Origin of the sequence: Micromonospora sp. CPCC 206061 (assembly GCF_036906915.1) — a bacterium.
Taxonomy (GTDB): domain Bacteria; phylum Actinomycetota; class Actinomycetes; order Mycobacteriales; family Micromonosporaceae; genus Phytohabitans.
In genome coordinates, this window is record NZ_JBAKHX010000143.1 from 1 (window position 1) to 10,547 (window position 10,547).

13 protein-coding genes and 1 pseudogene are annotated in these 10,547 nt (G+C 72.3%); 2 read left to right on the plus strand and 12 right to left on the minus strand.

Going from position 1 to position 10,547, the window contains the following annotated elements; translation table 11 throughout:
• Positions 1–61: 61 nt before the first annotated feature.
• Positions 62–823 (minus strand): type I methionyl aminopeptidase, encoded by a 762-nt coding sequence (map, locus tag V6V89_RS40090; RefSeq protein WP_334624936.1) that lies wholly within the window; start codon positions 821–823, stop codon positions 62–64.
• A gap of 37 nt (positions 824–860) precedes the next feature.
• Between map and V6V89_RS40095 the strand changes: the two genes are divergently transcribed.
• Positions 861–1,121 carry a helix-turn-helix domain-containing protein gene (locus tag V6V89_RS40095; protein WP_334624937.1) on the plus strand — a complete coding sequence of 87 codons (261 nt, stop codon included), beginning with the start codon at positions 861–863 and terminating at the stop codon, positions 1,119–1,121.
• Positions 1,118–1,465: an MmcQ/YjbR family DNA-binding protein gene (locus V6V89_RS40100; protein WP_334624938.1), complete on the plus strand. Its 348-nt coding sequence runs from the start codon at positions 1,118–1,120 to the stop codon at positions 1,463–1,465. Before V6V89_RS40095 ends, V6V89_RS40100 begins: the two co-directional genes overlap by 4 nt.
• 177 nt (positions 1,466–1,642) lie before the next feature.
• Here V6V89_RS40100 and V6V89_RS40105 read toward each other — a convergent pair whose 3' ends face one another.
• The 11 genes and pseudogenes from V6V89_RS40105 to V6V89_RS40155 all read right to left on the minus strand — a co-directional run bounded on the left by V6V89_RS40105 (position 1,643) and on the right by V6V89_RS40155 (position 10,124).
• A complete protein-coding gene (locus tag V6V89_RS40105) occupies positions 1,643–2,530 on the minus strand; it encodes a TIGR03619 family F420-dependent LLM class oxidoreductase (protein WP_334624939.1) in 888 nt (295 codons plus the stop codon).
• Entirely contained in the window at positions 2,527–3,057 is a 531-nt protein-coding gene (locus V6V89_RS40110) for a nucleoside deaminase (protein ID WP_334624940.1), read from the minus strand. Before V6V89_RS40110 ends, V6V89_RS40105 begins: the two co-directional genes overlap by 4 nt.
• A 145-nt stretch (positions 3,058–3,202) precedes the next feature.
• Positions 3,203–3,913 (minus strand): TetR/AcrR family transcriptional regulator, encoded by a 711-nt coding sequence (locus V6V89_RS40115; RefSeq protein ID WP_334624947.1) that lies wholly within the window; start codon positions 3,911–3,913, stop codon positions 3,203–3,205.
• A 30-nt stretch (positions 3,914–3,943) separates the two neighbouring features.
• A complete protein-coding gene (locus tag V6V89_RS40120) occupies positions 3,944–5,155 on the minus strand; it encodes an acyl-CoA dehydrogenase family protein (RefSeq protein ID WP_334624941.1) in 1,212 nt (403 codons plus the stop codon).
• 4 nt (positions 5,156–5,159) lie between these two features.
• Positions 5,160–6,155, minus strand: coding sequence for a phosphotransferase family protein (locus V6V89_RS40125; RefSeq protein ID WP_442935311.1), 996 nt, complete (start codon positions 6,153–6,155; stop codon positions 5,160–5,162).
• Positions 6,152–6,943, minus strand: coding sequence for an SDR family oxidoreductase (locus tag V6V89_RS40130; protein ID WP_334624942.1), 792 nt, complete (start codon positions 6,941–6,943; stop codon positions 6,152–6,154). The genes V6V89_RS40125 and V6V89_RS40130 overlap by 4 nt, the downstream gene beginning before the upstream one ends.
• A gap of 35 nt (positions 6,944–6,978) precedes the next feature.
• Positions 6,979–7,647: a phosphotransferase gene (locus tag V6V89_RS40135; protein ID WP_334624943.1), complete on the minus strand. Its 669-nt coding sequence runs from the start codon at positions 7,645–7,647 to the stop codon at positions 6,979–6,981.
• Positions 7,644–7,904, minus strand: coding sequence for a DUF6510 family protein (locus V6V89_RS40140; RefSeq protein ID WP_334624944.1), 261 nt, complete (start codon positions 7,902–7,904; stop codon positions 7,644–7,646). Before V6V89_RS40140 ends, V6V89_RS40135 begins: the two co-directional genes overlap by 4 nt.
• 80 nt (positions 7,905–7,984) lie before the next feature.
• A pseudogene (locus V6V89_RS40145) lies at positions 7,985–8,731 on the minus strand (ferredoxin reductase); the annotation flags it as partial.
• A complete protein-coding gene (locus V6V89_RS40150) occupies positions 8,701–9,291 on the minus strand; it encodes a sulfite oxidase-like oxidoreductase (protein WP_442935312.1) in 591 nt (196 codons plus the stop codon). The pseudogene V6V89_RS40145 and the gene V6V89_RS40150, both read right to left, overlap by 31 nt.
• Positions 9,292–9,329: 38 nt before the next feature.
• Complete coding sequence (locus tag V6V89_RS40155; protein WP_442935313.1) at positions 9,330–10,124, minus strand: S1C family serine protease; 795 nt, start codon at positions 10,122–10,124, stop codon at positions 9,330–9,332.
• Positions 10,125–10,547: the final 423 nt, after the last annotated feature.

The window sequence follows — 10,547 nt, forward strand, 5'->3', positions numbered from 1 at the left end:
GGGCGTGGGCGAGGCACCAGCGTGTACTTCCGCGATCCGGACGGGTCGCTGCTGGAGTTCATCAGCTACGGGTGAGCACCACCGGGCCGTCAGCGGTGATGGCGACGGTGTGCTCGGCGTGCGCGGCGCGGCTGCCGTCCGTGGTGGTGATCGTCCAGCCGTCGCGCAGCGCTCGGGTCCGGTCGCCGCCGCCCTCGATGACCATCGGCTCGATCGCGATGACGAGCCCTTCGCGGAGGGCCAGCCCGCGGCCGGCCTTTCCCGTGTTGGGCACGTGCGGGTCGTCGTGCATCGCGGTGCCGATCCCATGCCCGCCCCAACCGTGCGGGATGCCATAGGGGCGGCAGGCCGCCTCGATGGCGTACCCGATGTCACCCATCCGCCCGCCGGGCCGCGCCGCGGCGATGCCCGCCGCGAGCGCCGCGAATACGGTCTCGATCAGTTGCAGTCCGGCGGCGTCCACGGCGCCCACCGGCACCGTGACGGCCGCGTCACCGTGGTAGCCGTCGACGTGCGCGCCGCAGTCGATCGACAGGATGTCGCCGTCGCGGAGCACGCGCTTGTCGGGGACGCCGTGCACGATGGCCTCGTTGACCGAGAGACAGAGAACGCCCGGGTATGGAGTGCCGGCGAAGCGGGGCAGGTAGCCGAGGAACGACGGCTTCGCGCCGTGCGCCGCGATCGTGTCGGCCGCGAGGGCGTCCAGGTCGACGAGGCGGACGCCGGGGCGCACCTCGGCGGCCACCGCGTCGAGGGTCCGCGCCACCACCCGTCCGGCCTCGCGCATGGTTTCTATCTCGCTCGTCGTCCGCAGTACCACCATGGTGTGGGATTTTAATACCAGGATTATTATCGACGCCATGGTGCGTACACCGTTGACCGCCGAGGAGCGCGAGCGCGGGTACGCGCTGGGCCGCGCCCTCCAGCACGCCCGTGGCCGCCGCAGCGCAGCCGAGGTGGCGATGCAAGCGGGGATCTCCCTCGACACGCTGCGCAAGATCGAGCGGGGTGCGATCGCGGCACCGACGTTCTTCACAGTGGCGGCGCTGGCCCGCGTCCTTGGCCTGGACCTGGGCGCGCTGGCTGATCGGATCACCGCCGAACGGCGGCTCGCGTCATGAACGGGGCCGAGGTGCTCGCGTACTGCCTGGCCAAGCCCGGGGCGTGGCAGGACGAGCCATGGGAGGGCGACGTGGTCGCGAAGGTCGGGCCCAAGATCTTCGCGTTTCTCGGAGCTGAGCCGCGCACGTCGGTCGGCGTCAAGTGCGGCCCCAACCGCGACGTGGCCGACGAGTGGCTTACCCGGTATCCGGACGACGCGACGGTGATGGCGTACATCGGCCGATCCGGCTGGAACACCCTGCGCATCGACGGCAAGATCCCCGACGACGAGATCCGTGAGGCGATCGACGCCTCCTACGACGCGGTCGTGGCCAAGCTCCCCAAGCGCGACCGCCCCACCTAAGACCTGTGTCCAACCGCCCGCGCCGCGCTGAGGGTGGGCCACATGATCGAAGTCCCGAAATCTGTTCGACACGCTGGCGGTTCGGCGTGTCTTGGGACTTGGATCATGGGCGCTGGCGTGCGACCCCCGCCACCTCGGCGAGATCGTGGCCTCGACGGGCGGAGGGCACGGCGGGCATCAAGGCCGGGCGCGGAAGGCGTCGCGGATCTCTAGCAGCTGGCGTTGCTCGGTGGCGAAGTCGCGCGGACGGGGACTGTCCGGATTCGGGTCGAGGATGACCTCGGACGCGCCGGCCTCGGCCAGGGCGGCCACGTCGTCGACCACCTGGGTGAGCGTCCCGACGCCCAGAGGCCGGTCCGGCGGGGCGGGCTCGGGCTGGAGGCGGGCCTTGATCCGTGGCACCAGACCCGGCACCGGGCGTCCCAGGGTCGCCGCTGCCTCGGCCAGGGCGGGCACGCCGGCGCCGCGCAGCCACGACAGCGTCGGGTTGATCGGGTGCCAGGCGGTGGCGAAGCGGGCGGCGCGGCGGATCGCGGCCTTACCCGCGCCGCCGACCCACAGCGGCACGCTCCCGCCGGGTGGGTTCGGGCCGGTCGCCACGTCCTGGAAATGCGGGGCGGCGCTGACCGTCGGCTCGGCCCAGGCGCGCGTGATGATCTCCAAGTACGCATCGGTGGTGGCGCCGCGGGCCGACGCGTCCAGCCCCAGCGCCGCGAACTCGGTGCGCGCCCAGCCACTGCCCGTTCCGAGTACGAAGCGGCCGCCGCTCAACACGTGCAGCATGGCGCTGAGCCGGGCGGTGAGCAGCGGGTGCCGGTATGGAAGCACGACGACCGAGGTGCCGAGGTGGACGGTGGTCGTCTGACCGGCGAGCCAGGCGAGCAGCGTGAACGGGTCGTAGAACGGTGACGGGTACAGGGCCGCCACCTCTGGCGTGGGCGCGACGTGGTCGGAGACCACGAGCGTGCTGAAGCCGTTGTCCTCGGCGAACCTGGCCCAGGCCAGCAGCGTCTCCGGGTCCACCTCCGGGCCGAAGTTCGGCACGTTGAGGCCGAGTCTCGTCATCCGGCCGCCGCCCGCAGGTAGGACCGGAAAGGTGCGGACAGCTGCTCGTCGCTCAGGTTGGTCGCGCCGCGCCGGGCGATGCCGGGCAGGAGCGCGGTGACGGCGTCGATGAGCGCCGCGGTGGCCTCAGGCGCGGGATCCATCGCCACGGGGACGAGCTCCTTGCCGGCGGCGTACACGATCTCGCGTACTCCCGCGGCGGCGGCCACGGTCCGGCAGATCGCGCACGGCTCGCAGCTGGAGTAGACGGCGGTGCCGGCGAGGTCGAGCGAGCCTGTGCGGCGGGCGGCGTCGCGGATCGCGACCACCTCGCTGTGTGCCGACGGGTCGAGGTCCGACAGCGCCGTGTTGAGGCCAGTGCCGATCACTACGCCGTCGCGGACGGACAGGGCAGCGAACGGGAGCTGGCCGGACGCGCCGTGGCGCTCGGCCGCGGCGATGGTGCGGGCCAGGGCGCCCGCCTCGCCGCCCAGGGCGGCGAGCGTCGCGCCGGCGAGGCTCTCGTGCCCGTCCGGATTCGTGGTCATGACGGCACCCTATGGCGCCGGAAGCGCGGGCGCTGCCCTCCGCGATCGAGGAGATCTCCGTCGACCAAGGGCAAACGCCCGTGGAAAAGAGATCAAACCACGTGCGTTCGCCCTTGATCGACGAAAAGGGGCGGGCGGCCGGCGGCTACAGGCCGGCCGCCGTCGCGGCGGCCTTGGGGCCGATGAACGGCGCCAGTACAACGTACGTCAGAGCCGGGAGGCGGTCGGGGAGTTCGGCCGTGCGACCCGTGGAGACGTGGTCGAAGATGACGCCGTAGATGCCGGCGATGATGGCCTCGACGGCCACCTGCGGCACCTCTGGCTGGCCGGCGCGGCGAGGTGCGGCGGCGAAGAAGTCGATGTAGCTGGCCAGCAGTGAGCGCCGGCAGGCGAGCGCCCGCGGCCCGGCGGCCAGCACCTCGACCACCGCCAGCGCGGCGAACGCCGGCTCGGCGGCCAGGATGTGCAGCAGCGTCTCCAGGCCACGGCGCATGCGCTCGGGCCACCGGCCGGGCTGGCCGTACGAGGTGGCGACGCTCTTCTGCATCAGCTCGACGCCCAGCTCGAACGCTGCCAGAAAGCACGTCTCCTTGTCGACGAAGTGCTGGTAGTACGCGCGTGTCGACACGCCGGCGGCCGCGCACACGTCACCCAGGGATGTGTTGGCATATCCCTTTTCGGCCACCGTGCGGGCCATCGCGTCGATCAACCGGTCGCGCTGGGTGCGGGCGACGAACTCGCGCGGCAGGTCATGCCGGCCCCGCGGCAGCCGCCTGTCCGGCGCCATCGCGGAACGCGAACCAGGTATGCCCCGCTCGATCGAGGTCCACTGCGACACTCCGCCCCCTCTGCGCATGGTCACGTGTGAACCAGAGTAGGGCCCTCCTCACGTTCGTGGTGTCGGGTATCTGCCTAGCTCCTTGCGCGCAAGGGATGAGCGATGCACCTCGTCCGGCCCATCGGCCAGCCGCAGGGTGCGCGCCGCCGCCCACAACTGAGCGAGGGGGAAGTCCTGGCTCACGCCGGCGGCGCCGTGCGCCTGGATGGCCTTGTCGAGCACCCACTCGGCCATCTGCGGTACAGCGATCTTGATGGCCTGGATCTCGGTGTGCGCGCCCTTGTTGCCAACCGTGTCCATCAGCCAGGCCGTCTTCAGTACCAGCAGGCGGGCCTGCTCGATGCGCACGCGTGACTCGGCGATCCAGTCGGCGACCACGCCGTGCTGCCCGATCGGGCGGCCGAAGGCCACCCGATCGTTGGCGCGCCGGCACATCAGCGAAAGGCCCCGCTCGGCCATGCCGATCAGGCGCATGCAGTGGTGGATGCGCCCAGGCCCGAGACGGGCCTGGGCGATCGCGAAGCCATCGCCCTCAGCGCCGATCAAATTCTTCGACGGTACGCGGACAGCGTCGAACACGACCTCGGCGTGACCACCGTGGGGGCCGTCCGTGTACCCGAACACGGTCATGCCCCGACGCACCTGCACGCCAGGCGTGTCGCGGGGCACCAGGATCATGCTCTGCTGGCGGTGGCGCGGGCCGTCCGGGTCGGTCTTGCCCATGACGATGAAGATCTCGCAGCGCGGGTTCATGGCGCCGCTGGACCACCACTTTCGCCCGTCGACCACGTAGTCGCCGCCGTCCGCGGTGATGCGGGTGGCGATGTTGGTGGCGTCGGACGAGGCGACGCCCGGCTCGGTCATGCAGAACGCGGACCGGATCGCGCCGTCGAGCAGCGGCTCCAGCCACCGCTCCCGCTGCTCCGGCGTGCCGAACTCGGCCAGCAACTCCATGTTGCCGGTGTCGGGGGCAGCGCAGTTGAGCGCCTCGGGCGCCAGGTACGGGCTGCGGCCGGTGATCTCGGCTAGCGGCGCGTACTGGAGGTTGCTCAGACCGCTGACCTTGGGTAAGAACAGGTTCCACAGGCCGGCCCGGCGGGCGTGCGCCTTGAGCTCCTCGACGACCGGCGGTGTGGTCCACTGTGGACCAGTGGCGGCCTGATCGGCGAAGACCGGTTCGGCCGGATACACGTGTGCGTCCATGAATGCGAGCAGCCGGCCGCGCAGCTGCTCGGTCTCGGCGTCGTACGCGAAGTCCATCGTGTCACCCCAGGGTCGCGTGGCCGCGCGCCAGCAGCGGCGGCACCAGCTCGCCCATGTGGTCGAAGCCGGCGCCGACGGTCTGGCCTTTCGTGTACCGGTAGTGGATGCCCTCGGCGATGACCGCGAGCTTGAAGTAGCCGAACGCCACGTACCAGTCCAGTGTGGACAGGTCGGCGCCCCGCCGCTCGGCGTAGCGGGCCGCCATCTCGCGCCCGGTGGGGAACCCCGCGTCGGGGTGGATCGCCGTGGAGACGACGTTGCCGGCGAACTCGGCCAGGCCGTCCCAGTACACGAGCAGCAGGCCCAGGTCGGCGAGCGGGTCGCCGAGCGTGGCCATCTCCCAGTCGAGCACGGCGGCGACCCGTCCGTCCGGGCCCACGATGACGTTGTCGAGGCGGTAGTCGCCGTGCACCACGCCAGCGCCGGCCGCGGCGGGCACGCTCGCGGCGAGCCGGTCGTGCAGCTCGGCGGCACCGGGCAGGTCGCGGCTGCGGGAGGCGTCGAGCTGGCCCTTCCACCGGCGCACCTGCCGGGCCATGAACCCGTCGGGCCGCCCGAAGTCCGACAGGCCCACCGCGTCCGGGTCGACCTCGTGCAGGTCGGCGAGCACGTCGATCAGCGTGTAGGCGAGCGTGCGGGCCCGCTCGGCGCCCAGCGCGGCGGTTTGCTTAGCCGACCGGTAGACGACGCCGTCGACCCTTTCCATCAGGTAGAACGGCGCGCCGAGCACATCGGGGTCGGTGCACAGCCGCAGGGTGCGGGGGACCGGCACGGGGGTGGGCGCGAGGGCGGTCAGCACCCGGTACTCGCGGGCCATGTCGTGCGCTGTGCTGAGCACGTGGCCGAGCGGCGGACGGCGCAGCACGAACGTGCGCGGGCCCTCGTGGACCAGGTAGGTGAGGTTGGACTTGCCGCCGGCGATCACCTCAGCGGTCAGCTCGCCGCTGCCCAGGTACTCCCGCAGCCTCGCCAGGTCGAGCCCCGGCGTGTCCGTCACTCCAGTCCTCCGAGCAGCGTCCTCCCACCGTCCAGGATCAGAGTCTGGCCGGTGATCCAGGACGCGTCCGCCGACACCAGGAACGCCACGGCGCCCGCCACGTCGGCCGGTACACCGAGGCGGCCAAGGGGGTAGCCGGCGGCGACCTGGTCCTCGCGGCCCTCGTACAGGGCGGCGGCGAAGGTGGTCTTCACCACGGCCGGCGCGACCGCGTTGACGCGTACGGCCGGGGCCAGCTCGGCGGCGATCTGGGCGGTGACGTGCATGAGCGCGGCCTTGCTCGCGCCGTACGCGCCGAGGCCGGGCGTGACGCCGAGGCCGGCGATCGAGGCCATGTTGACGACCGCGGCGCCCTCCCGCTCGCCGAGCCCGGCGGTCACCGACTGCCGGGTCCAGGCGATGGCGGCGATCGTGTTCACCTCGAAGATCTTGCGTAGGGCGGCCACCTCGGTGTCGATCAGCCGGCCGAAGACGGGGTTGATGCCGGTGTTGTTGACCAGGATGTCGAGCCCGCCGAACGCCTCGACCGTCGCGGCGATCGCCGCCGCCTGGTGCTCCGGGTCGTCGGCCTTGCCCGCCACCCCGATCGCCTGACCGTACTTGTTGGCCGCAGTGCCTGGGGGGCGGCCACCGCCGAGCGTGTCGACCGCCGCAGCGAGCGGGTCGGGCTTGCGCGCGGTCACGCACACCCGGGCGCCTTCGGCGACCAGGCGCTCCGCGACCGCGTACCCGATGCCCCTGCTTGCGCCGGTGACCAGCGCGACCTTCCCTTCCAGCCTGCGCTCCACCTGGCTCCGCCCTCTCTGCCGACGCCGCGAATGCCTCAGCATGCCACGCGGACCAGCGCGGCGACTGCCGGCAGGCGATCGAGCTCGTCGGCGCTCATGTTGGGGTCGCGGGCCCGGCGCGCGATCGCGGCGTCGAGGGCTTCCGCCGGCACCTCGCCCATCCGGCCGAGGAATGCGGTGAGCAGCGCGCGGGCCGCGGGGGCCAGCTCCATGGCCGGGTCGAGCGCGACCTGCGCGAGGATCACCGCGGTCGCCGCCACGTCGAACTCGGCCGGGCCCTCGGTGGCGTTTCGCCAGTCGATGACCATCGGGCCGGTGGGTGTCAGCATCACGTTCTCGGGGTGCAGGTCCAGGTGGATGACGCGGTCGTTCTCCTGCCGGCCGAATCGCGGCGGCAGACTATGGAGCCGCCGGTGCAGGTCGGCGAGGATCGCGGCGCCCTCGTCGAGCCCGAGCGCGCCGGCCTGGAATGCGGCGGACATGGTCGCGCCGGACAGCCGCTCGAGGACCAGATCGGCGCCGCGCGTCTCATAAACGCGGGGGACCGGGTAGCCGAGGCCGCCGACGTAGGCCATCGCGGCGGCCTCCGCGGTCACGTCACCGCCATGCCTGTACCGGCGTAGCACGCGCACATCGTCGATGGCGTACACGTCCGCCTCCCGCCCGGAACCCAGCAGCGGCAGTGCCGGCTGGGTGGCCGTCACAGCGGTACCCGCAGGAACACGGCGCCCCGCATGTCGAGCCACGCGGCGGACGGGCCGCGGACCAGGCGCAGCACGACCTCGTCGCAGCCGGAGCAGCGGGCGACGAATCCGGGCGCGTGGTCGTACACCCGCAGGGTCGCCACCGGCCCGGACTCGCCACACGAGGCGCACTGGCTGGTCGCGGCCGTGACGTCGACCGCGAATATCTCCCGCAGCGGCCCCGCGAGCGCGTTGCCGTCTGTGTAGAGGTCTGTCATGTCTAGCCTCCTGTAGGCCCTTCGGCGGGACGTACTGTTGGGCTTCCCGCCGGGCTTCCTGTGGGGCTTCCCGTGGGGCTTCCCGTGGGGCCGAAGCGTTCGGTGCGGACGCGGCGGGGATCGTGGCCGAGCGCGACGAGGATGTCGGCGACCGCCTCGACGAAGCCGGTGGGGCCGCAGACGAAGCAGGCCGGCTCCAGATCGGGCGGCCAGCCGGCCGTGTTGACGGCCGCGACGCCAAGCCGGCGCGGCGGCGCCGGCCAGCCGTCGGGCACTTCCCGCGTGTACGCGTAGGTGACGTCGAGCCCACCATCGTCGCGGGCGCGGTGCCGCAACTCGTCGGCATAGTACACATCGGACGGTGTGCGCACCGAGTAGATCAGCCGGAACGGCACCCGGCTGCCGGCCGCCCGCCGGGCTCGCACCATCGCCATCAGCGGCACGATGCCGGAGCCGCCGGCCACCAGCAGCACCGGCGCGGTGTCCGCGGGCCGCCAGACGAACCAGCCGCCGACCGGGCCCCGGACCTCGACCGGGTCGCCCTTGGCGAAAACCTCCGTGAGGTATGGGGAGACCTCGCCGTCGGGTACACGTTGGACGGTCAGCTGGACACGATCGCCGTCGGCGGGTGCGGCGATCGAATAGCTGCGCTGGGCGGTGTATCCGTCTTCGGCGGTCAGCCGTACGTCGACGTGCTGCCCGGCGAGGTGGCCGGGCCAGCCGGACACGTCGAGCACGAGGGTGCGCGCGGTGGGAGTCTCGTCGCGGGCCTCGGCCAGCCGTGCGACCCGCCAGCTCAGTCGCCCTGGTACCGCTGCTCGCGCCACGGGTCACCGTAGTCGTGGTAGCCGGCGCTCTCCCAGAAGCCGGGCTCGTCGTCGAGCAGCAGCTGAATGCCGCGCACCCACTTGGCGGACTTCCAGAAGTACAGGTGCGGCACCAGCAGTCGCGCCGGGCCGCCGTGCTCGGGGGCGAGGTCGGCGCCGTCGTACCGGTACGCGATCCACGCCTGCCCGTCGAGCAGGTCCTCAAGCGGCAGGTTGGTGGTGTAGCCGCCGTACGAGTGAACGAGCGCGAAGTCCGCAGCCGTGTCCACATCGGACATCAGGGTGTCGAGGGAGACGCCCTGCCAGGCGGTGCCGAGCTTGGACCACTTGGTGACACAGTGGATGTCGACGGTCGGCGTCTCGCTGGGGAGGTTCATCAGATCCGCCCAGCCCCACCGGTACTCCTGGCCGGCCTCGGTGCTGATCACGAACTCCCAGCGGTCGGTCAGCACGCGCGGGGTCGGGCCGGCGGACAGCACCGGGAAGTCCTCGGTCAGGTACTGCCCGGGTGGCAGCTCGGGCCCGGACGAGCGGGGCCGGCCGCGAAAGCCGGGCGTCACGATTCCCACGATCGCCATCCTCGCACGACCAGGCAGGCTCAGGCGGCGGCGATCAGTTCTTGAGCGGTCTGGGCGGCTCGCTCCACAGGGATGGCGAAGCCGATGCCGATAGAGCCGTTGCCCTCCAGGGTGGCGATGGCGGTGTTGACGCCGACGACCTGGCCTTTGGAATTGACCAGCGGGCCACCGGAGTTGCCGGGATTGATCGAGGCGTCGGTCTGCACCGCCGTCTGCCGGGTCGTGCCGCCGAGCCGCACCTCACGGTTGACCGCGCTGACGATGCCGGCGGTGACGCTGCCGGACAGCCCGAGCGGCGAGCCGACGGCCAGCACCTGCTCGCCGACACGCAGGTCGGTGGTGCGGCCGAGCGTCAGCGGGCGCAGCCCGGCTACCTCGGTGACCTTGATGACGGCGATGTCGGCGCGGGCGTCCCGGCCCAGCAGGCGGGCGGGGTGCGACTTGCCGTCCTGGCCGACGATCCGGATGCTGCCCCCACGGGTGACCACGTGGCTGTTCGTGATGATGTGGCCCTGGTCGTCGAGGACGAACCCGGAGCCCGAGGAGCCCTCGTCGTCCGTGGTCACCTCGATGGAGACCACGCCGGGCAGCACCTGCTCGGCGGCGGTGACCAGTATGTCCGGAAGGACGCCGTCGGCTCCCACGGTGCGAGGCTGCCCGCCCGGGAACCCGGACATGTTGGCGGCGTACCAGCCGGCGGCGCCCCCGAACCCGGCCGCGACAACAGCGATCATCAGGCCGGCGAGCATCAGCCGAGGGCTCCGGCTCCGGCTCTTGGGCCGCCCGGGGTCGTCCCACAGCGAGCCGGGAGGCAGGTCGGCGCGGTGCCGCGGGTACCCGCGAGGTCCCGCGAGAAATCCCTGGTCCTGGCCGAAGCCCTGCTCCTGGCCGTGCCCATGGTCCGGGTAGCCCTGGGTGGCGTAGCCCTGGGTGGCGTAGCCGTGGTCCAGGCGGTCCTGGCTGGGGTAGCCCGTCTCCGGGTAGGCCCGGTCGGCGTAGCCCCGCCCGGCGTACCGCTGGTCGGGGTACTCCTGGTCGTCGGGATACTCCTTGGCCGCGTAGGCCTGGTATTGCGGGTACCGCGGATCGGGCGCGTCCAACCCCAGCACGCTGGTCATGACCCCAGGTACGGATCAATCGACCGTTTCGGTTCACACGTCCTTTCCACCCGCGCCGCGGCCCCCCGCGCCGCGGCCCCCTGCGCCGCGGCCCCCCGCCGCGCGGCCCCCTGCGCCGCC

What these genes read in the sequence shown, in the direction of transcription:
- map (WP_334624936.1), bottom strand. Translation starts at nt 823, where the DNA reads ATGGTGGTACTGCGGACGACGAGCGAGATAGAAACCATGCGCGAGGCC.
- V6V89_RS40100 (WP_334624938.1), top strand. Translation starts at nt 1,118, where the DNA reads ATGAACGGGGCCGAGGTGCTCGCGTACTGCCTGGCCAAGCCCGGGGCG.
- V6V89_RS40120 (WP_334624941.1), bottom strand. Translation starts at nt 5,155, where the DNA reads ATGGACTTCGCGTACGACGCCGAGACCGAGCAGCTGCGCGGCCGGCTG.
- V6V89_RS40115 (WP_334624947.1), bottom strand. Translation starts at nt 3,913, where the DNA reads ATGCGCAGAGGGGGCGGAGTGTCGCAGTGGACCTCGATCGAGCGGGGC.
- V6V89_RS40140 (WP_334624944.1), bottom strand. Translation starts at nt 7,904, where the DNA reads ATGACAGACCTCTACACAGACGGCAACGCGCTCGCGGGGCCGCTGCGG.
- V6V89_RS40110 (WP_334624940.1), bottom strand. Translation starts at nt 3,057, where the DNA reads ATGACCACGAATCCGGACGGGCACGAGAGCCTCGCCGGCGCGACGCTC.
- V6V89_RS40105 (WP_334624939.1), bottom strand. Translation starts at nt 2,530, where the DNA reads ATGACGAGACTCGGCCTCAACGTGCCGAACTTCGGCCCGGAGGTGGAC.
- V6V89_RS40095 (WP_334624937.1), top strand. Translation starts at nt 861, where the DNA reads ATGGTGCGTACACCGTTGACCGCCGAGGAGCGCGAGCGCGGGTACGCG.